Genomic DNA, 20,499 nt, shown 5'->3' with positions numbered 1-20,499 from the left:
CCGCCGCACCCTTCTCCCTCCCGCCGAGTCCGAGGAGACCGCCGTGACCCTGTCCGACGCCGACCTGTCTTCCGCCCTCTCCGGTTCGACCGTGGTGGTCACCGGGGGCGGGGGCCTGGTCGGCTCCCGCATCACCGCCCGCTTGCGCGCGGCCGGGGCCCGCGTGATCGCCGTGGGCAAGCTCGACGGCTACCCCGCCACCGTCTACGCCGACCTGTTCGGCGTCTACCCCACGGACCGGGACACCATCGTGGGCGACATCGCCGACGGGGTCCTGATGGACCACGTCGTTCGGGAAGCCGACTACGTGATCCATGCCGCCGCCGTGGCCGATGTGGCCGCCTGCACCCGCAACCCCATGGCTGCGATCCAGACCAACGTCATGGGGACTCAGGTCCTCCTGGACGCGGTCCGCCGCTGCAACGCCCGCGTACGCCGGTTCGTGTTCGTCTCCTCCGCGGCCGTCTACGGCAACGGCGACCCCAAGCGCCACGACGTGCAGACCTGGAACGAGGACCAGCCCCTGGCCCCCCTGTCGGTGTACGCGAACACCAAGGCGTGGGGCGAGGCCCAGACCGCGCTCGTGCTGGGCAAGGCCAACGTCTCCCACACCTCGGTCCGGTACTTCTCCGTCTACGGCGAGCCCCAGACCGTGAAGGAGGGCTCGCACTCCTGGGTGGTCGCCTGGATGGCGATGCGCGCGAAGCTCGGCCTTCCCTTGCACCTGAACGGCGGCGGCCGGCAGGTCCGTGACTTCGTCCACGTCGAAGACATCGCCGAAGCCACCGTCCGCGCCATGCTCGCCCCCGGCGCCGACCGGCAGACCCTCAACATCGGCACCGGCCAGGCCACCTCCATCGCCGATGTGGCCCAGCTCATCCGCAACCACTATCCCGACGCCGAGTTCCAGGACCGGCCGCTGCCCGAAGGCGACCCTCTCGGCGGGACGGCCGACACGGCTCACATGACCGCCGCCCTGGAGTGGGAGCCCCGGATCACGGTGGCCGAGGGTGTGGCCCGCTACGTCGGCTGGCTCGACAACACCCCCGTCGCCCTGCCCGACTTCCTGCGCCGCGAGGCTTCCGAAGCCGCCTGAACCGCCCACCCGACGACGAACAGGAGCAAGCCAGGTGCCCGAGTCCATCCCTATCGGTGACTACGTCCGCGCCCCCGCAGCGTCCGGCCTGGACGCCACCGGCTACGCCAGGATCGGCGAGTTCGAGCTGTCCGATTTCCTCACCCGCTGGGACGTCCTTCACGACGACGCCCTGCAGGTCCTGCCCGAGCGGATTCACCCCACCGCTCGGATCCACTCCACCGCGATCATCGGCGAAGACGTCATCATCGGGCCTGGGGTCCGCGTCCACGAGTTCTCGACCGTCCGCAAGCGGTCCGTCCTCGCCGCCGGAGTCTCGGTCGGCTTCGGCTGCGAAGTGACGCACTCCTTCGTCGGGGAGAACACCGTGCTCGGCCACCAGGTCGGCATCGGCCACTCCGTCATCGGGACCGACGCCCACCTGTCCGCGAACCTCGTCATCGCGGCGATCAGCCTGTGGAACTACAACATGCGCGTCCCCGTCAAGGAGATCGTCCTTCACGGCCCCGGCGACGAACCGCCCTACCGGTGCACGACGTCCCGGTTCGGGGGCCTGATCGGGGACCACGTCCAGACAGGCAGCATGATCACCCTCGGCCCCGGAATCGCCGTGGGGCGGCACTCGACCATCGCGGCGAGCGTCTGCATGGGCAGCAGCATCATCCCCGCCGCCAGCATTGTGCGGTCTGCCTCACCCGAGGCAGTCATCAAGCCCCGCCGCATCTCGCGATGACGTCGACGGACGTCCCCCGCGCCCCGCGCCTGGGGGCATAGCCGCCTCCGCCGCCCTTCCGGCGCCTGACCGGTCCCGCTCATGGTGCTGTGTCACTCGGGAACCGATCAGGCGACTGGCGGGAGCCCTCAGCTGATGTGGTCGTAGGCCCAGCCGGTGGCGATCTTGACGCGGGCGGCGAAGGTGGAGGTGCCGGTCAGGCCGGTGGCGGCGTAGCGGTAGGCGTCCCCGCCCGGCGTCACCGCGAGCAGGTCGGCGCGGCCGTCGCCGTTCATGTCGCCCGGCGTGACCAGGTGCGCGTACGCGCCCCATCCTGCGCCGATCAGCACGCGTGCGGCGAAGGGGGCCGTCGCCGAACCCGTGCCGGGGTGGACGTACAGGCGGTCGCCGTCACGGCTGATGAGGTCGGGGCGGCCGTCACCGGTGATGTCGCCGGCACCTGCCAGCTTGTCGTACGGAAAGCCGGTGCCGGCCTTCACACCGGCTCCCACCTGCGGCCATCCGCGGTCCTTCAGGCCTGGATGGACGTACAGCTCGCCCTTCGTGTTCACACCGACGACGTCGCCCTTGCCGTCCCCGGTGACGTCACCGGGCGAGAGTGACTCCCAGTACTGGTAGAAGGCCGGGCTCGTGGAGAGGTCGCCCACGCCGTCGCAGTACAGGTTCTGCGGGCCGGATTCCATCAGGCATGCTTTGTCGTTCTCACCCAGCGTGGAGACGTAGGTCAGCCTCCAGTGCTGGTCGTAGACGCCGGCGGGGCCGTACTGCCGGGCCGCGGTCAGCTTGCCGTTGGCCAGCGTGCCGTACGTGAAGGCGGTGAAGCCCTTGTCGACGGCGAAGAGACCGTGCTTTCCGTAGTCCGGCACCCCGCCCTGGTTGATGTAGTGGGAGATATTCTGGCCGCCGCCACTGTCGTACGTCCGGGCCGCGAACTTGCCGCCGCCGGTGGAGAGGTACTTGTAGAACGCACCGTCGTAGGTGCGGGCCAGCAGGTCGGCCTTGCCGTCGTTGTTGACGTCGTCGGTACCGATGATCTGGTTGTAGACGTTCCAGCCGCCGCCGACCTTGACGCGGGTCTTGAACGGCGCCGTGGCCGAGCCCGTCCCCTTGTAGAAGTAGAGGTCGCCCGAGAGCGTCCTGGCCACGAGGTCGGCGATGGTGTCGCCGTCGAGGTCATTCGTGCCGACGAGCTGGTCGTACGCCTGCCAGCCGTCGCCGACCTTGACGCGCGCCTTGAACGGGCCGCCCTTGTACACGTCGGCGTTGCCGGTACCGGAGTACAGGTAGAGGGTGCCGCCCGGGGTGCGGGCCAGCAGGTCCTGGCGGCCGTCCTTGGTCAGATCGCCGGGTGCGAGCACCTTGTTGTAGATCTGCCAGCCGGTTCCCGTCCAGAGGGTGTACTTGCTGGTGTCCGTGGTGCTCAGGGCAGTGGTCAGGCGGAGCTGCCCGTCGGAGCGCAAGGTCAGGAGCTTCGCACCCGCGGTGCCCGGGTAGCTGTCTGCGGGAAGTATCTCCTTGGCGACACTGCCGTCGAGGTCGTCGGCGCCCACGCTGAACGGCGCGGAGGTGCCCGTCTTGGACAGGATGACGGTCAGCTTGCCGGTCAGCGCCGAGCGGTACAGCCGGTCGCTGCGCCCGTCGCCGTCGAGGTCGAAGCGTGCCTTGGCGCGGGCGGCGGCGTAGTGGCCCGCGGCCGGGGAATCGGTGGCGGACACCGGGGCAGCCGACACAAGCCCCGCGCTGAGCGCAAGAGCGGTGCAGGCCGCCACCCGGTTCACGTGCCGGTGGTGCATGCGGGACACAGTCTCTCCTGGGACAGTCGTGGGACGGACAAGGCAACGCGTACGGGCCTGAATCGGGGATCCGGTCCGGTCAGGAAGCTGTGCGGTGCCGTGGCTGGAGCCGACTGCCGGGGGCTTTGACGGGCACGTCCCGTGAACGCGTTCCCTCACGGAGAAAACTCCGAGAACTGCTCGAGTACTTGAGCAACCGAAGAATAACCCTCACGATTTTCGTAAAGGAAGATCGACCCGGGGCAACCTTTCGGCTGGTCAGGCGTCTGTGGAACCTCGCGGCATACACCTGGCCAGCCAATGCTGCCGATCTGCCGATCTGCCGATCTGCCGATCTGCCGACTCAAGCCTGATCCGGTGCCGCGTTGGATGGACGGTCGTCGTCAGCCTCCGACCGGATAGCTCTGGAGACCGTTGTCGAGGACCGGGCCGCCGAACTCGTTGACGAGGACCGGCGCCGCCTCGGGCGTGGTGGGTACGTCGCGTCCGGTGCGGGCGTGGCGCACGCCCATAGGCCCACGGCTTCCTCGTGGCGGTGGCTGCACAGCTGCGAGACCTCGATCAAGGCGGATCGAATCGGGCATCGACCAACACGCCTCCTGGTGCAGAGGCCCCCGCTCCGGCACACCGCCGGTCCGCGGGGGCTTCGTCGTTTCCGGGCTCAGCCCAGGAAGGTCTGCCGCCACTCCAGCGGGGACATCGTGAGCGCGGCCTCGGCCAGTTCCCTCGCGGACGCCGACTTGAGGCTGTTCAGGGATGTGTCGATCCAGTCCTGAACGAGCGTGTTGCCCTGGGCCCGGTACTCCACCGCCTGCACCAGACACTCCAGCTTGTCCGCGTCCTTCGCCACGATCGCCTCCGGGGTGTCGTTGGCCTCGTACTCCGCCACCACCCGCTGCACACCGGCCTTGACCGCCGGGTGGGCGCGCGCTACCTGGTCGGCGGTGACGGTCTCGTTGCCGGCGACGTCGATGTAGCGGCGGCCGATGTGCGGGATGTCCCCGATCCGGGTCTCCTGCGTGTCGTGGAAGAGGCACATCAGGGCAACCTTCGCCGGATCGACGCCTTCCATCATGGCCAGGACGGAGCCGATGATCCCGACACGAAACGAGTGGTCGGCGATCGACTCGGGGTTGTTGTTGCCGGTGAACCACCACCCGGTCCGCTTGGCCTGCTTCATGACGCCCATCTCGAAGATGAACCCGGCCGTACCCCTCGCCGTCTCGTCTGCCATGGGGTGACCTCCGCTCCCAGGTGCGACCACGAAGAACGTAATGCACGGTGGTGAGTTCGTGCCGGGACCTTTCGGCGATGCCCCGCCCGTCCAGCAGCCGCTGCGTGCGTTCCGCCAGATCCCGGGCCAGCGCCTCCGATGCCTGCGGCAGCCACGGCCGAGCCGTTGGGCCGTGTATCGGAAGTGAATCCGCTCATGAGTCCGTGCGAGTACTCCGCAGGTGCGCCGGCACGGCCCACCACTGGTCCGGGCGGTCCACGACCGGGGCGTCGGGGCCGCTCTCGCCGTACCGAGCGAGGCGCAGAAGGTAGGCCGCGATGCCTGCCGCGCCCTGCATCCACGTCGTCTGGGGCGGCAGCAGCGGCGGGTCCTCGCGGTGTTCCAGAAAGCGCCAACGGGCGCCCGCATCATCCCTGATGACCCGGTCGACCAGCGCATCGCCCATCCGGTGCGCGGCCCGCAGCAGGGTCTGCCTCCGTTGCGGCGCACGGCAGTCCTGGGCGGCGTCCAGCAGGACGTCTCCGACGCCTGCCGTTCCGCAGCAGCGGCCGTCGTTGTCCCAGAAGCCGGGACGGAGGCGTTGCGGCAGGCCCGACGTGAGGATCGAGGTCATACAGCGGTGCCGCAGTTCGTCGACGTCATGGCCCGCCACCTCGGCGACCCCTGCGTGCGCCAGTGCGGTGAACAGGTGCGAGGTGCCCGCCGGGCCGTGGCACCACGTGTACGTCACCGGTTCCACCTCCCGTTTCGACGGCGGGATCGTGTGCGGGACGACGAAACCGGCGTCTTCCAAGGACCCCACCGAGAGGACGTGCCGGGCGCCTTCCACCGCGGCCTCGATGAAGTCCTGACGGTCCAGGGCGGTGCCCGCGACCGCCAGTGCGGCCGCGATGCCGGCGGTTCCGTGCGAGTAGTTCGGTGCCCTCGACGGCCTCCCCGGCGTCATGCCCCAGTCGAGGCCCGCTTCCGTACGGTCCGCCGCCCGCAGCAGCGCCTCGCCTCCCGTCGTCGCGATCGCCTCTGCGAACTCGCTCTTCGCCCAGACCGCCGTCATCACGACGCCCGCGGTCCCCATGATGACGTCGGTGAGGGGCGCGTCGGAGCCCGGTTCGAAATCGAGGGTGGTCTTCCATCCGTCGCCGGTCGCCAGGGCGGCCAGCCGCCGCAGTGCCACCGCTTCCTCGCCCGGGGCGAGCAGTCTGAGCGCCGTCGCGTCGCCTGCGAGGCCGTCGTACAGCGAGGGTTCCGTTCGCTGCCCGGCCTGTGCCGACAGCCTGGTCACGATGCCGGTCGCCAGTGCCGCTTCTCGCGCGCTCAGCTCCCGGTACTGCGCGATCTCGGCCAGCACCGGGGCCAAGCCGGCGATCCCCGCGTACAGCGAATCGCGGTCCTGTGGCGGCGACACGGTTTCCGGACCGCCCTCCACCACCGCCTGCACGAGCCATGGGCCCTCGGCCTCGCGCACGTGGTCCAGCACCCACGACCAGGCGGCCTCGCCCACGTCCCGATATACGTCGCTCCTCATCCGGTCACGCTATAACCCTCCGATCAGCAGGCCTGTTCGGCGGGGTGTCGCCGGTCTGTCGGTTCCGGCGGTCCTGGGTACCGGCTTCCGCGGCTGCCTTCAGGTCACGCAGCCCTGTTTCGAGGCCGTCGCGCAGGATCTTGGTCGCGGTGGGAACGCCTGCGTCGACCTGCGCGCCGGTGTGGGTCTCTTCCGTGCGTACGAGGACACCGCCCTTGGCCTCGGTGAAGTTCCAGATGGTGCGCAGCGGCGCGTGGATGACGGTCCCGGTCCGTCCGGTAGCGGACCCGTGCGTCGGGATCGACGCCCTGCCCCCGACAGGTGAGGGGCGAAGTTGTCGAACAGGTGCCGCACACAGTACGAGCAATCGAGCAGGCACCTTCGATGCCCTCGGCCAGTTCCGGCTTCAGCGTGCCGATCTGCTCGGTGGTGAGCAGAGGCAACGGCCGGCGTTCGAAGGTGGACGCGGACACGCGATCACTCCTTGGCTGGTGGGCCCCACGGCCCGGGGGTGCCGTTGCCATGGGGGACGGTCGGTCGGCGGTCGTCCCCGGGGCGCGGGGCCGTCTGTGTCCGGCCCGCCACCCCCGGTACGCGGGGAAGGCGGGGGCTGCGGGCCGGGGGCTCTACAAGGTGGGGCGGGCGGCGCAACGGCAGGGCCGGCCGCCCACACGCCCGCCAGCACTGTCTCGACCCGGTCCCGCGGTAACCGGGAACGGGCTCGGCGGCTCACGCCGTCACCTTCTCGATGTCCCGTATCAGGGCCTGACGCTCCCGGCCATTGTCCAGGAGCGATCGCCAGCCATCCGAGCACCCTCACGATCGGATCCCCTGCCGTGGCCACCCCGCCGCCCATTCCCGCCCCCGCCCACCTGCCCGCCGCTGCCGCGCACTGCGGCGCTCCGATCACCTGGACGGTCGGGGTCGCCCGCGCCGGCGCCGGTGGTCTCCTGGTGAGGTCACCGACCGCTGCGGGTCCGCGTGTGGAAGGCCACCGGCCCGGCCGGGGTCGCGGCCGTCAAGATCGGGCACGGCCTGGGCCAGGAGATCACCGCTCGGGAAGCCGCCGTCCTGGCCCGCCTGTCCGTCGACTGCCTCATTGCCTTCAGCCTGGAGGCAGTACGCACAACAACGGGGCTCCCCCTCCCATCCAACGCGTGGGAGGGGGAGCCCCGTTGTGCGTGACGGTACGGCCTGCGGCTACTGGTGGCAGGGGTGGGGGGCCGATACCGATTCCCGCGTGAACATGAACGCCATGATCTGGAAGCCGAGGTCATGCAGCAGGGTGCGGGCTTCGCCCACCTTCACGTCCACGTTGCTGGCTTCCTTCACCAGCGCGCCGACGTAGTGGAGGCCGGTTCCGGCGAGGGCGTACCAGGAGTAGTCCAGGGCGGTGTTGCCATGGGCGGGGGTCAGGCGTGACGCGGCGGCTTCGACCTGTGCGCGGGTCATGTTGTGCTCGCCTGTGGCGGTGGTGAAGGTGACGGTGGTGGCGTAGGGCGCGGGCATGCTGGTGTGTTCCCTCGGGGTCGGGGGGTACGGAATGTGGGACAGGTATGCCGGTGATATCACCGGCACCCGCCGGGCGGGCACGGGTTGTAACAGCCTCCGGGCGGGCACCCGCCCCTCGGCCGGGACTCGGTCGGGATCCGGTCGCCCGACCATGGACTACCGGAGTCAGCCTCCGGCCGGATAGCTCTGGAGGCCGTTGTCGAGGACCAGGCCGCCGAACTCGTTGACGAGGACCGGCGCCGCCTCGGGCCTGGTGGGTACGTCGCGGCCGGTGCGGGCGTCGAGTGCGACGGGTCCGTTCTCGCTCTTGGCGTAGACCCTTCCGTGCCAGACGGAGCTGATCTCAGGGGCATTCCGCCCGTCTTCCTGGCCGTCCTTCAAGGTCCACAGGACCCTTCCGGTCGTGGTGTCGATGCCGGTGATGACAGACCCGTTGGAGCAGACCAGTGTCTCCGACGCGTCGTGGGAGCACCTGGCACCGCGCAGGCCGGCGCCGGACAGGTCGGCCACCTCCTCCCCGGTGTCGGCCTTCACCAGTCGGTCATAGCCCTTGCCCCCGGAGGTGCCCTGCGCGTAGGTGCGGACGACGGAAGGGCCTGCGGGGTCGAGGTCCACGTTCCAGCTCGGAGTGCCCCGCCACTTCTCCTTGCCGTCTGTGAGGGCAAGGCCGACTGCCGCGCTGTACTGGCCTTCGGTGGCCCAGCCCACGGCGCTACCGGCCGCAACCGCTCCGGCAGTCACGCCGGGCGCCGTCCACCGCAGCTGGTGGGTGGCCAGGTCAATTCCGTATGAGACCACCTCGTACGCGCTCTTCACCGTCACCACCACGACACCGTCCCCGGCAGCGACGACGGCCGGTTGCACCCTGAGGCCGGTGTGCGCCCACTGGGGAAGCCTGATCGTCGTATGCCATTCCTCCTCGCCGGACTGCGCGGAGACCGAGACGACGTCCAGCACCGTCGACGCGGACTGCGTCCCGGATCCGGCCTCGGTGACCAGGAACGGCGCGAGAACCGAAGTGCTGCCGGCGCCGGCCACGACCAGCGGCGCGACTGGCTTGGTGACGTCGCTGCTCTTCGCGCTTCCTCTTGGCCTGGCGGTCGCGCGTACCTCCCCGGTGGTCAGGTCCACCGTCTGCAGCTCCTCGGAGGTGGCGATGTACGCGGAGGTCCGGTGCAGTGCCACCGACAGATCACTCATCAGGGTGCCGCCCATGCTCACGCGGCCTTCGGTCGCTTCCCGGGGCAGCGCGACCGCGCCCCGGGCGTCGAACCAGCCGGGAGGGTCGTGCGGCGTACGGACCGGTCCCTTCGCATCCGCCGTCGGGCGGCCCGGGGCGGAAGGCGGGGCGGACGGTTCTGCGGGCTTTCCGCCTTGGGGTGAGCCACAGCCCGTGACGACCGCAAGGGCAGCCGTGAGCAGGACCAGTCGTAGAGACGTCCTCATGGCGTCCTCCCCTGATTCCGGCGGACCGACGCGCCCCGCCCCCACTAAATGATCAAGAGCAAGAATCTCACACCCCATCAAATGGGCGCACCATCGTCCCAGGGGTGGCAGGTGTACGGCCACCGGATGAGCGGGGGTCGCCCCGCCCGGTCGTTGTCCACAGGGCGGGGCCTGTCCACAGGGCGGATCGTCAGTCGTGCCATGAATGGGACGATCACCCTGTTCCGATACGAAGGAGGGGATGTTGATGACTACACCGGCGTTGCTGGGGCTCGACGCGCAGTTGGATGCCGAGGACCCGGATGCGGTTCTCGCGGCGGCGTGGGACATCCTGAGCACGAGCACCGCGTTGTGCGACGGCATCACCGACGAGGACAGCGACGAGCTGCAGGCGATGATCGCCGCGCAGAAGTGTTCCGAAGGGCGGGACAGGCTTCCGCTGCCGGAGACCGGGCGGACGGTGCAGGCGCCGCCTCTGGCACCCGGAGCGGCCGCCCTCGTCCCGTACGTGCGCCTGCTGGAGCATGTCGGCGCGGCACTGACGCGCTTGTCGTCGACCGCAGCCGCTGACGAGGACTCCGCGCGCCGCCTGCTTCAGGTCGCCGATCTGGCTGTCGGCGCGGCCGCGGCGCTGACCGCGGTCAGGGAGCGTTCATGACGACACTCGGGGAGCTGTTCGACGTCGCGGTCGATAGCCTGACCGATGTGGCCAGGGGACCGCTCGCGCCCGACTCGGCCGTCGATCGCGCCGCTTTGGCCGGAGCGGTCGACAGCCTGCTGTTACAGGTACAGAAGAGTCTCGGACCTCAGGCATACACCCCCGTTGCCACGGCTGAGGAGCGGCCCCTGACGGTCGCCGAGCGGAACCTCGACGACTGCATCGGGCAGGCCCGGGAGCATCTGGTGACCGCTCGCAGATATCTGTCACCCCGCGAGGCCGACGGCGTGCGGGCCGACGGGCGGATCACCTCCGCCGTGCAGGCCGTGGGCGCCGTCCGTGACATGATCAACGGCCATCTCAGCCCCGACCGTGCTCCGCTGACTCCGTACGCCTACCTCGTGCGGCACCAGACCGCCTTCGACTACCTCGCCCACCGCTACTCCGAAATCGCCCGGGCGGCCGGCCAGGTCGTGCACCGTCTGGCCCAAGGGGCTGAACACCCCGGCGCCGTCGATGCCTTTGCCAAGGCCAGGACATCCCTCGATCACGCGTCCGTCTACGCCCGGGCGACGGCCAGGGATGCCGACCATGCTTTGGCCGCCTTTCCGGCGGCGCTGCCCGTCGAGCCTGTGCAGGCCACGGCGGCCGACCCCACCAGGGCTGTCACCGCTCATCTCGCCGACGACTGCGAGCGGCTCTCCCGGGCCGCCTACGTTGCCCTGCACGACCGATCCGACCATCGGCTGAGCGGCTCCGACCTGAAGCAGATGTCCCGCTGGAACGGCCTGGGCCGACTGCTCGCAGGGCGAGCGCTGCTGCACGTGTCCGAGAACTTGGAGGAGGGGCCGGTACGGGACGGTCTCAAGAGCGCGGCAGCGGCACTGCGGGAGTCGTCCCATGCCTGGAAGGCGGCAGCCGCGGTCTGGGAACACATCGCCGACCCGGGCGATCCCCGGGAACACCCTCCCGTGCCGCCGCCGGGCTATCCGCAGGTCCGGCAGGGGAAGGTCGCCAAGATGCCCTCGGTCGACCCTCACCCCGCTGCGGTGATCTCCCGTACCAGCGTCGTGCGGCTGGGCCAGCTGGTGTTCGGTCCGCAGTGGACGCCTGAACAGCCACCGGGGGCAACCCGGCCGGCGGTCGATGTCCTCTCGGACTCCGGCGGAGTGGGCCGTCTGGCGGTCTCGACCTACCGTCTGTCTGCCACCGGGTGGCAGATGGCGGCCGCCGCCCCATGGGCGGCCCGGCGGGCCGGGCTGGTGACCAACGCCGACCGCTACCGGCCTGCCGACCTGGACGAGGCCCGGCGCTTCTACCCCGTACATCCCCGCCAGCTCGAGGCGCTGACCGTGGCCTACTCAGCGGTGATGGGTGCCGAACAGAAGAGCGCGGCCGCTCTGCTCTCGGTCGCGCAGAGCGCGGGTACCGCCGTGCCGCGGGCCGCGTTGGATGCTGCCGCTCACCGGACGATCGCCCAGGAGCAGAAGTGGGTGACCGCGCAGCCGACCCAGGGCCCGCCGCGCGACCTCCCGCGGGCGCACGTGCCGATCGACCTGGTGGTGGGGCGCCGCCCGGGAATGCGCCGATGAGGGCGTCCCCACGAGGGCCAGGCTCCGCCGCGTAGTCCTCAGCCGTCGTGTCGGGACCGCCCGACACGACCGGCGGCCCCGACGCTCGGGCGGTACGAGCGGCAGCTTCGCAGGGTGCGAGGGAAGGCGGCGACCGAGTGGCCTCCGCTGTTCTACTTGCCAGGGCGTCCGAGCTGGTGGACGATCCAGCCCGCCCAGCGCCAGGGCTCGGGATCGATCGCGGTACGGCAGTCGACGAGCAGGGGGTCCGCGGGGCGGTCCACGAGGGCCTGGGGTGGCCTGCCGCTATTCGGGCCATTCGACGGGGAGCGGAAGGCAGCTCGACGTGGCTGACGATGAGAGTGAGAGCCTGCCCAGCTTCGAGTGCCCGTGGACCTGTTCGAGGACATGAAGGACTTCCAAACCGAGGAAGCCCGCTTCTCCGCGCAGCCTGCAACACCGCTACTGCGGCGGCGCCACCAACGCCGCCACCCTCTTCCGCGAGATCCGGAACGCGGCTGCCCCGGCAGTCGCGCCGTGTTCACCAAGTACATCGCGACTCTCCGCGTCGGCGCTGCCGCCCCGGAACCTCCACGGCCGATCCCCCAGCCCCGCCGGAGCGCCACCCGGACGCCCTGACCGATGCCAGCGCGACCTGTTACGAAAGTGGATCTTGGCGCTTCTCCCCGTTTTACCTGGGAGGTAATGGCGCCGTTCTGTCGGCGCTGGCAAGAATGTCGACCTCACCGCGTCAGTCGGATGCGGATTCGGATCGGAGTGATGAGTCATGTCCATAGCCGCACCCGTGACCACTCGCGCTGTCGTGGACGAGCTGTTACGCCGGATCGGCGAGGGCCACGATCCCGAGCACATCGCAGAGATGTATGCCGAGCAGGGCGACTGGAAGCTGGACTGGCCGGATGCCGAGCACGGTCGAACCGCCACCCCATGGATCCGGCACCGTTCCACCCGCGCCGACGCCGCCCACTACCGCGACCTCGCCGAGCACCACGTGCCTGGGCAGGCGGCGACCAAGATCGAGCGCGTCCTCGTCGACGGCCACGACGCGGTCGTGCTAGGCGAAATCCGTCAGACCGCCCGCTCCACCGGACGCGCTTATCGTGCCCGGTGCGCCTTGCACCTCACCGTCGAAGACGGCCTTGTCACCCGACACCATGTCTACGAAGACAGCCTTGCCGTCGCCCAGGCATTCGATAATTGATGAGACGAGCGAGGCTCACTGAGGCATCTGCGAAGCCAACGGTTACAGCCAGGCCACTGGCCGTTCGTCAGATCACCACGCCTCACAAAAAGTGATCATTTGCGACCAAGATCCACTTTCGCAACAGCCCTGGACCTCCCGCCACCTTGCCGAAGAGACCGACACCTCGCCCACCGTCACCCCGCTGGGGCCAGCCCAGCGGGGCGATCCCGTTCTCACTCATCGGCACCCCAATTACCAGACATGTCAGCATTTTCAGTGACGGCTAACATCCAGTGGGGGTGCAGCGTGTGCCAGCTGTAGGTGTGGTGAGCACTCTGATGAGTACGCGGACAACACCTGCAACACAGGCCGCACACCGGTTCCGGCGATCATGTGCAGATTCCGGCCAGAGTCTCCGAGGCTCCAGACGAGAGAAGCTGCCCTCGGGCATGCTGGGTGCATGCAGAACAAGCAGAACCGGGCGAGAATTCACCGGGAGGCGTCGTGAAGATCACCATCGAGGGCGCCTCCCCGGAGTTCGAGCGGAAGTTCCTTGCGCTCATCGAGGACCACCGCCACGAGCTGGTCCTCGCCGCCGGTACCGAGTGGGGCGTCGAGCGGGCGGTGCGGTACCTGACGTCCCTGCCGGCCAACGCACGTCAGTTCGCCGAACTCGTCGTGCAGGCCAACGGGACCAAGCCCGCTCAGGAGCTGCGCGATTACTTCCAGGGTGAACTGCGCGGGCCGACCATCGCACTGTCCCGAGCGGTGCCGAGGGGCGTACGCATGGGCTGGTGGCCCGAGGGAACCCCGGCTCCCATCTCCCCCCAGTACGACCCCGACCACCCGTCCTGGCAGAAGGCCATCGCCTACACGATGGGCGGCGAGGACCTGCCCGTCTTCCGTGCCGCCTTCGAGCAGCTGGCGGACGGCACCGCGCGCCGCTTCCTGACGGCTGAGGCGTTCGGTGGGCGCACTGTGCGGCGCGCTGACGCGGAGCCTACGGGCGAAGTCACACCCTCATCCATCAAGAAGGGAAGTAGATGACCGGCCCCGAGAACGGCATCTCCATCACGCACCAGCTGGAGCAACACGACTGGTCGAACGAAGAGACGGCGGCCTATGAAGCAGCCATCGAAGCGGTGAACGGTGCTGTCGGCGCCTACAGCGCCCGGATCGCCGCAGAGAAGGCCAAGGCCAACCCCGACCAGGAAGTGATCCGGCGTGCTCGCGCCGCACGTTCTCAGCTGGCCCGGGAGCGTGAGGGTTTGTGTTCGAACGACCGCGAGCAGATCGCCGAGGCCCGCAGGCACTACGCGCAGGTCGCTCGCGACGTCCGGGAAGGCAGAGCGTGATCGACCCTGCCGAGGTTGAGCGATACCGGTTAACCCCGGAGGAGAACCGGCAGATCTTCCAAGAGGAGATTGTCCCGGAGCTACTGGAAGGGCGCGCACCCCAGCAGAAGCCCACAGTGGTCTTCCTGGTCGGACAGCCCGGCGCCGGCAAGAGTCGGGTGACCGAGATGGTCGCCAACGTCCTCAATCAGCACGGTGGCTTCGTCGATGTCGACAGCGACCTCTACAAGCCCTACCACCCTGCGTACGACACCCTGATGGCGCAGGACGACACCCTCATGGCCGCCTACACCCGGGCCGACGGTCGCGCGTGGATGGCACAGGCCGAAGAGTACGCCCGCGCCAACAAGCTGCACGCGATCATCCAGGAAACCTCCCAGAAGGCGTCGGCCGTGGAAGACAAGATGCTGGCCTACCGGCAGTCAGGGGCGCGCCTGGAAGCCCTGTTCATGGGCGTCCCGCAAGCCATGAGCAACCAGGGCATCGTCAGCCGCTACTTCGAGCAGCTGGCCGACCGGGGGCAGGGACGGCTCACCGTGCAGGCCAACGCCGACGAGTCCTACCGCGGCATCCTCGATCTGGCCGAGGGCATCGACGACGGTGTGCTGGTCGACCTGGTCGGCGTCTACCGGCGTGGCGAGAGCAAGCCGCGATACAGCAACACCGTGGCCGGCGGCGACTGGGCAACCCCGGCGGCACTACGGGAGGCCCTCGAGACCGAGCGAAACCGGCCCTGGACGGTCATCGAGAGCGAAGCGTTCGTCGCCACGCAGAAACGGCTCCGCGGGGCGATCGGCGGTCAGGGACCCGAATGGCCCGAGCGGCTCACCTTGATCGAACAACAGGCCGCCTCTCTGCTGACTCCATCCGCCGCACAACAACTCCAGCCGGCTCGGCCCGGCGAAGCCAATGCAGCCAGCACGGCTACGGCTGCCCTCTCCTCAGAATCGTCAGAGCCTCCGGCACCTGGCGTCCGGACTGAACGTCATGTCCCCACTGCGGAGGCAGAGTCTCGCCACCCAGTACCGGACCAGACCGATGCCGACCGCGCCGCTCCGACCGCATACGCCACGCTCTCAGCCGCGCGACAGGCAGGCGAGGAGGTCACCCGGTCCTTCCGGACATGGATGCAGAGCAACATGGGCCGAGAGCTGGCTTCCTCCAGCCACCCACGGATCAACGCCCTGCGTGAGGCGTGGCAGCAGCTGCCCCCGCACGACCTGCCTCACGGTCCTGGCTCGGCCGCGACACCGTACCGGGCCGTGGCCGAGCGGGCCCAGGCGGCGGCTACCGCCGCTGTGATGGCGAACCGCTTCGATCCGGCAGATGTGAAAACCCTGCAGGCCGTTGCCCAGGCAGCCCATGCCAACTCCACACGTCTCGCAGCGACCCAGCCTGGCTCAGCCACCAGCGGCCAACGAGCACCACAGGCGGCGGCCTCGACACCGCGCGCCGCGACGCCTCCGACGGATACCCCCCGTCCCCCACACCTGGGGGCATAGCCGACCACCGACCGGGGTCAATGGAGGGCGCCCTGGCAAAGCCGGTCTCCGACGGCGCGGGGCGTGCGATGCTGCCACAAGATCATCGGTGTGCGGGCGCAGGACAAGGAGTAGACATGCAACAGGTCCGGCGACGGTTAGCACTCGTGGCGCTCCTGGCCGCCTTCGGTACGGCGGGATGCGCGTCGAACGAGGGACAGCAATTTGACGATGCCGTGAAGGTATCCGGGGTCGGGGCGCACGCCGGCGTGGCGGTGTTCAGCGTGTACAACGAGCAGTACTCCGTCTCGTACGGCATCGATCTCACCACCCATCAGCTGCGGTGGACGCTACCGGACGTCGTCATCGGGGCCGTGGCCGCCGGCACGGCCGTGGGACTGGCCCCGGCCGAGAGCGACAAGCAGGTCATTGCCGGATGGGAGGTCGGCCGCGGCACCGAGCGATGGCGCGGCGAACCCAGTACTGATGTCTCCGTACAGCCGGCAGGCCCTTCCCTCACCCGGGTCCGGGGCTACCTGGGACCCACCCGCTTCGACGACCTCCTCGTCGGCGACTCAGGGCAAGTCCGCCAGAGCCTGGGACCGCAGATGCGTGGGATGAGCTGCATGCACGACGCCGCGGCGACCCTGGTCTGCGTGGACGGCTTCTCGGTCGTCGCTCTGGATGCGGCCTCCGGCAGCCAGATCTGGGACCTGCGAATGGGATCCGGACGCATCGCCCCCACGGTCACCACGGCCTGGCACGGCCGCGTGTATGGCAAGGTATCCAAGGAGGCAGTAACCCTGGATGCGCTGACGGGGAAGGACATGCCCACGCGGCCGGAGGCCGCGCCGGTCGCGGTCAACGAGTACTTCGGCCTGGTCCTCGTTGACGGTCGGCTCCTGGCCTACCCGAACGGTGGCTGAGGCCGGGTGAGGCTCGTCCGCTGCCCGGCGTGCCCCGGCGCCACCGCGGAACCACCCGCCGGCGCCGGTGCCGATCGACCTGACGCTCGGGCAGGCGCTGGTGATGCCGACGGCTCCGGGCGGCCTGCAGCCAGGCACGTCAATCATCATGCCCTCCGCGAACACTTGTTGCACCACGGCGTCCAAGCCGGGGGCAGGACGTCCTTGAGCATCTCCACCTTCATGGCGACGTGAACTCCTGACGGAACGGTCCAGGTGCCGCACGCAGGAGCGGCGGGCTGCTGCAGCTGGGCGGTCAGGGACCCACGTAGAAGGGAGTGGGTATGTCGTGCGCCTTCAGAGCATCCGTGTAGCGGGCCAGCAGCTCGTCAAGGCTGGAGAGGAGGATGGTCGCCGCCTCGCGTGCTTCATCCGCGTCCCCGCGGTCGCAGGCTTCCACGATCTCGGCGACATCTGCGCGGATGATCGACAGGGAGTCTCCCTGGATCAGGACACCCGGAAAATTTCGCAAGGGCAGGCGGACGACCGCGCCGTTCCCTGGCTCTGTGAACAGCTCAACCTCGATACGTTCCATCTGGTCATCCAACCTCAGCCCTGCCTCCGTCTCCAGGCATAGCTAACGAAGAGCGGTCCGAACCTGGCCCCGTTCTCTCGTGGTTCCACCTCGTGGCAAAGTGATCATGTTCGGCTGTCTACTGGGGGAAGAGACATGAATCGGTATATCGGTTCGGTGGCGGTTGCGATGGCCATGGTGGCGCTCGCCGGCTGTGGCAACGGTAAAGAAGGCGAAGGCCCATGGGCGAGCGGTCCGGCACAGGCTGTCCCCCTCTCGGGGCCGTACCGCTTGAAGATGCCCAAGGTGGTGCTTGAGGGAACGTTCGAGGAGTCCGATCACGCCCTGCCCGATCGGAACATCCCGTTGATCCTCTCCGGTCAGATCGAGAACGGGGTCCCCGCGTTCGCCACCTATCGTCCCGCCGACCGAAAGCCGGAAACTTCGGGTCCCGTACTGGCAGTGACCGGCGTGTACGGAACCGTCCTCAGCCCCGTCACGGCCCGAGACGAGCTTCTGAAGTACCTCGACGGCCGGAACAGCGTCCCCACGCAGTCCACGGTGATCATCGGTCCCCGCACGATCACGCCCAAGGGCTTCTCTGAGCCTGTCTCGTGCCGCATCGTTCAGGAGACCGATCAATTCGGAACGACCTAGGGTCCGGACTGCTCCTGGGCGGACGCATCAGCCGTTGTCGACGTCACCCAGACCGTGGACTTCACCAAACCCCCTACCGAATTCGATCTGGAAGCCTTCGCAGCCAAGACTGCGATCATCCGCAAGGAGGTCCGCTCCCCTGCGACGTCGTAGCCGATCGAGCCTGCGAAGCCGGCCCGACGCGACCTCCAGCTGAGCGCGTCCCGGCTCGCACTGGAGGATTAACACCAGTGGGATTGTCAGTAGCGCCAAGCACACTGCGGCCATGAGTTACGACTTGGCTGTTTGGGAAGGCGTCCGGCCCGCCGACGATGCGGCGGCGACGGCGGTCTTCGAAGACCTTTACCGCGAGCACATGCAGCACATGGGGGGCCAGAAGACTCGCCCGGCCCATTTGATCAGGCAGTACGTCGAGGCGCTGGTGGCACGCTGGCCCGATCTGAGTCCCGATGACGACGAAGAGGACGAGGACGCCAGCCCGTGGTCCGACGGCCCGTTGATTAACAACGCCAGCGGCCCGCTGTTCTACTTCGGCATGGTCTTCAGCAGGTACCAGGAGGCAGCGGCGTTTGCCGCAGATCTCGCCCGGACACTCGGTCTCGTTTGTTTCGACCCCCAGGTCCAGCGCCTCACCGCCTGAGTGATCTACACGGAGGTCCGGGCAGTGCGGGCGGGGCGGAGGGAGCGGCGGCACGGCCTGCGCCGGTGCCGAGGTCGCGGTTCCGGGGGGGGGCAGGGTCACCGCGAGGCGGGCTGCGTGGTTCTCCGCCACTTGCGCCAAGGCCTGGAGGGGCCTGGATTTCCGCCGGTGCGTGGCGGGCGGACCGTACGGCAAGATTGACCAGGGACTGTGCTCGCTCGGCCACGTTGCCGTACGCGCCGACGGCCGGGCCGGATGCGGCCTCCCGCGCGGGCGGCAGGCTTCGCCACGCCTCTCGGAATGCCGCCACTCGCGGGTGGGTGGATTCGGCGACCGCTTGTCCCATGGGGCTCTGCATCCAGTGCCGGAACCGCTCGGTGACTTCGTGGGCGGCCCGTAGGGCGTCGTCTCGGGTGGCGTATGCCTTTGGGGTGGGCTGGTCGACGAGTCGCTGCATGGGTGGTGTTGGCGTGACCGGTGCGGCGGCGGTCCGTGGGGTGGTCGACGTTGCCGCCGCCGTTGCCACCGTGCTGTAGGTGATGGTGGCATCCGAGAGCTTCAGCAGGGCGTCGGCGGTGGGCAGTGCGGGACCGAGACGCTTGGCCAGTGCTGCGGCCGCGATCGAGATGGCCTCGCAGGCGCGGATCGAGGTGGTCCTCCACCACCCTTGGACGCGGGCGTCTGCACGGAAGCTGTCCCAGGCAGGGCCGGCCTTGTCCCTCATCACCTCCCAGACGTTGCTCAGGGCACCGCGGATGGTCTTGATCTTCTGCCACTCCGGATGGTTCTGAAGGGTCTCCGAGTGGGCGAGTGACACCCCCGCAACCACCCCCAACGGCACCCCGCCCGCCGATAGCGTCGGATCGGTGAACACCGACACACTCACCACCCCCGACCCGACCGCGGAACAGCTCCGCAACGCCCTCGTCGACCAGATCCGCCAGGAGGGCCACGCCGCCAATCCGGCCGCCGAGACCGCGCTGCGCACCGTGCCACGGCACCTGTTCGTGCCCGACGCCTCGCTCCAGGAGGCCTACGCCAACCAGCCGGTCCACGTGAAGTACGACACCGACGGCACGTCCATCTCCTGCGCCTCCCAGCCCGGCGTGGTCGCCCTCATGCTCGACCAGCTCGACGCCCAGCCCGGCGAGCGCATCCTCGAACTCGGCGCCGGCACCGGGTACAACGCCGCCCTCATCGCACACGTCGTCGGAGACACCGGTCACGTCACCACCATCGACGTCGACGACGACCTCGTCGACGGCGCCCGCGCGCACCTGGCCGCCGCCGGGTACCCGAACGTCGAAGCCCTGACCAGCGACGGCGCCGTCGGCTACGCCGACGGGGCGCCGTACGACCGGATCATCGCCACCGTCGGCGCCCACGGCATCCCCCACGCCTGGCTCGACCAACTCGCCCCGGGCGGACGGCTCGTCGTTCCCCAGCGCATCAAGGGCAGCGTCTCCCGCTCCATCGTCTACGAACGCCGAGGCGACCGATGGGTCTCCCTCGACAGCAAGATGAACACCTTCATGCCCCTGCGCCGCGGCATCGCGGACGACGACCGGCGGATCATCTCCCTCGTCACGGACGGGACCGTACGCCTGCAGGCGCCGGCCGGAACGCCCAGCGACGCCCAGGCGCTGACCCGAGTGCTCGAAGAACCGCGGGTCGAGGAGTGGACCGGGATGACGGTCCGCGCCATGGAATCTCCCGAGTGGATGGAGCTCTTCGTCAGCTGCTCCTTCGACTCCGGCCTGATCAGGATGCTGTTCCCGGCCGCTGCAAAGGGCACCACCCTCACCGAGGACCCCTACCCCTCCTCCACCGCGGTGATCGACAAGGGTGCCCTGACCTACCTCGCCCGGCACCTCTCAGACCAGACCACCCACGAGGGCGGCAAGCTGTGGGAGTTCGGCGTCATCGGCCACGGCCCCGGCAGTGACGAGCTCGCCACCGAGGTCGCTGAGGCCATCCGGACCTGGGACAACAACTACCGCGGCCGGGAAGCCAGCTTCGAGCTCCAGTCCCTCCAGGCGCCGGCCCCCAAGGTAGGTCCTGGCCAGTTCGCCGTCGACACGCCCCTGAACCGGATCGTCATCGACTTCAACTGAC

General features: G+C 69.2%; 19 protein-coding genes and 2 pseudogenes. 12 read left to right on the top strand and 9 right to left on the bottom strand.

Annotated elements, in window-relative coordinates:
• The first annotated feature begins 43 nt into the window (after nucleotides 1-43).
• Nucleotides 44-1,096 (top strand): NAD-dependent epimerase/dehydratase family protein, encoded by a 1,053-nt coding sequence (locus tag AB0O36_RS24880; RefSeq protein WP_365114169.1) that lies wholly within the window; start codon nucleotides 44-46, stop codon nucleotides 1,094-1,096.
• A 34-nt stretch (nucleotides 1,097-1,130) separates the two neighbouring features.
• Entirely contained in the window at nucleotides 1,131-1,829 is a 699-nt protein-coding gene (locus AB0O36_RS24875; protein WP_365114167.1) for a transferase, read from the top strand.
• Nucleotides 1,830-1,957: 128 nt separating this feature from the next.
• Here the strand turns inward: AB0O36_RS24875 and AB0O36_RS24870 are convergent, their stop codons facing one another.
• The 7 genes and pseudogenes from AB0O36_RS24870 to AB0O36_RS24840 all read right to left on the bottom strand — a co-directional run bounded on the left by AB0O36_RS24870 (nucleotide 1,958) and on the right by AB0O36_RS24840 (nucleotide 9,093).
• On the bottom strand, nucleotides 1,958-3,544 hold the full coding sequence (locus tag AB0O36_RS24870) for a VCBS repeat-containing protein (protein ID WP_365114165.1): 1,587 nt from the start codon (nucleotides 3,542-3,544) through the stop codon (nucleotides 1,958-1,960).
• A gap of 461 nt (nucleotides 3,545-4,005) precedes the next feature.
• Nucleotides 4,006-4,134 carry a hypothetical protein gene (locus tag AB0O36_RS24865; protein WP_365114163.1) on the bottom strand — a complete coding sequence of 43 codons (129 nt, stop codon included), beginning with the start codon at nucleotides 4,132-4,134 and terminating at the stop codon, nucleotides 4,006-4,008.
• A gap of 149 nt (nucleotides 4,135-4,283) precedes the next feature.
• The gene (locus AB0O36_RS24860; protein WP_365114162.1) at nucleotides 4,284-4,856 is read right to left on the bottom strand and encodes an HD domain-containing protein; all 573 of its coding nucleotides are present in this window, start codon (nucleotides 4,854-4,856) and stop codon (nucleotides 4,284-4,286) included.
• Between the two features lie 193 nt (nucleotides 4,857-5,049).
• On the bottom strand, nucleotides 5,050-6,381 hold the full coding sequence (locus AB0O36_RS24855) for a lanthionine synthetase LanC family protein (RefSeq protein WP_365114160.1): 1,332 nt from the start codon (nucleotides 6,379-6,381) through the stop codon (nucleotides 5,050-5,052).
• 4 nt (nucleotides 6,382-6,385) lie between these two features.
• Nucleotides 6,386-6,619 (bottom strand): annotated as a pseudogene (locus AB0O36_RS24850) (hypothetical protein); the annotation flags it as partial.
• 962 nt (nucleotides 6,620-7,581) lie between these two features.
• Nucleotides 7,582-7,890 (bottom strand): hypothetical protein, encoded by a 309-nt coding sequence (locus AB0O36_RS24845; RefSeq protein ID WP_365114158.1) that lies wholly within the window; start codon nucleotides 7,888-7,890, stop codon nucleotides 7,582-7,584.
• A 168-nt stretch (nucleotides 7,891-8,058) separates the two neighbouring features.
• Entirely contained in the window at nucleotides 8,059-9,093 is a 1,035-nt protein-coding gene (locus AB0O36_RS24840; protein WP_365114156.1) for a hypothetical protein, read from the bottom strand.
• Nucleotides 9,094-9,586: 493 nt separating this feature from the next.
• Here AB0O36_RS24840 and AB0O36_RS24835 point away from each other — a divergent pair, with 493 nt between their 5' ends.
• From AB0O36_RS24835 to AB0O36_RS24805, 7 genes are all read left to right on the top strand, one after another.
• Entirely contained in the window at nucleotides 9,587-9,997 is a 411-nt protein-coding gene (locus tag AB0O36_RS24835) for a hypothetical protein (protein ID WP_365114154.1), read from the top strand.
• A complete protein-coding gene (locus AB0O36_RS24830; protein WP_365114152.1) occupies nucleotides 9,994-11,589 on the top strand; it encodes a hypothetical protein in 1,596 nt (531 codons plus the stop codon). The genes AB0O36_RS24835 and AB0O36_RS24830 overlap by 4 nt, the downstream gene beginning before the upstream one ends.
• Before the next feature lie 766 nt (nucleotides 11,590-12,355).
• Entirely contained in the window at nucleotides 12,356-12,790 is a 435-nt protein-coding gene (locus AB0O36_RS24825) for a nuclear transport factor 2 family protein (RefSeq protein ID WP_365114151.1), read from the top strand.
• A 486-nt stretch (nucleotides 12,791-13,276) separates the two neighbouring features.
• Nucleotides 13,277-13,819 carry a hypothetical protein gene (locus AB0O36_RS24820; RefSeq protein ID WP_365114149.1) on the top strand — a complete coding sequence of 181 codons (543 nt, stop codon included), beginning with the start codon at nucleotides 13,277-13,279 and terminating at the stop codon, nucleotides 13,817-13,819.
• The gene (locus tag AB0O36_RS24815; protein ID WP_365114148.1) at nucleotides 13,816-14,127 is read left to right on the top strand and encodes a hypothetical protein; all 312 of its coding nucleotides are present in this window, start codon (nucleotides 13,816-13,818) and stop codon (nucleotides 14,125-14,127) included. The genes AB0O36_RS24820 and AB0O36_RS24815 overlap by 4 nt, the downstream gene beginning before the upstream one ends.
• The gene (locus tag AB0O36_RS24810; protein WP_365114146.1) at nucleotides 14,124-15,629 is read left to right on the top strand and encodes a zeta toxin family protein; all 1,506 of its coding nucleotides are present in this window, start codon (nucleotides 14,124-14,126) and stop codon (nucleotides 15,627-15,629) included. Before AB0O36_RS24815 ends, AB0O36_RS24810 begins: the two co-directional genes overlap by 4 nt.
• Nucleotides 15,630-15,745: 116 nt before the next feature.
• The gene (locus AB0O36_RS24805) at nucleotides 15,746-16,534 is read left to right on the top strand and encodes a hypothetical protein (RefSeq protein ID WP_365114144.1); all 789 of its coding nucleotides are present in this window, start codon (nucleotides 15,746-15,748) and stop codon (nucleotides 16,532-16,534) included.
• Between the two features lie 295 nt (nucleotides 16,535-16,829).
• Here the strand turns inward: AB0O36_RS24805 and AB0O36_RS24800 are convergent, their stop codons facing one another.
• Nucleotides 16,830-17,108, bottom strand: a complete 279-nt coding sequence (locus AB0O36_RS24800; RefSeq protein WP_365114142.1) for a hypothetical protein — start codon at nucleotides 17,106-17,108, stop codon at nucleotides 16,830-16,832.
• A gap of 135 nt (nucleotides 17,109-17,243) precedes the next feature.
• On the opposite strand from AB0O36_RS24800, the gene AB0O36_RS24795 reads away from it, so the two are divergent.
• Both AB0O36_RS24795 and AB0O36_RS24790 read left to right on the top strand, forming a co-directional pair.
• Nucleotides 17,244-17,744, top strand: coding sequence for a hypothetical protein (locus tag AB0O36_RS24795; protein WP_365114140.1), 501 nt, complete (start codon nucleotides 17,244-17,246; stop codon nucleotides 17,742-17,744).
• A 265-nt stretch (nucleotides 17,745-18,009) separates the two neighbouring features.
• Nucleotides 18,010-18,384 carry a hypothetical protein gene (locus AB0O36_RS24790; protein ID WP_365114138.1) on the top strand — a complete coding sequence of 125 codons (375 nt, stop codon included), beginning with the start codon at nucleotides 18,010-18,012 and terminating at the stop codon, nucleotides 18,382-18,384.
• Here AB0O36_RS24790 and AB0O36_RS24785 read toward each other — a convergent pair.
• A complete protein-coding gene (locus AB0O36_RS24785; RefSeq protein ID WP_365114136.1) occupies nucleotides 18,374-19,264 on the bottom strand; it encodes a hypothetical protein in 891 nt (296 codons plus the stop codon). The genes AB0O36_RS24790 and AB0O36_RS24785 overlap by 11 nt on opposite strands.
• Here AB0O36_RS24785 and fxlM point away from each other — a divergent pair.
• Nucleotides 19,236-20,498 (top strand): annotated as a pseudogene (gene fxlM / locus AB0O36_RS24780) (methyltransferase, FxLD system); the annotation flags it as partial. The gene AB0O36_RS24785 and the pseudogene fxlM overlap by 29 nt on opposite strands.
• Nucleotide 20,499 lies beyond the last annotated feature (1 nt).

It is taken from the genome of Streptomyces sp. NPDC089799 (genome assembly GCF_040684755.1).
Lineage (GTDB): Bacteria > Actinomycetota > Actinomycetes > Streptomycetales > Streptomycetaceae > Streptomyces.
This window is presented reverse-complemented; position numbering and strand designations above follow the sequence as displayed.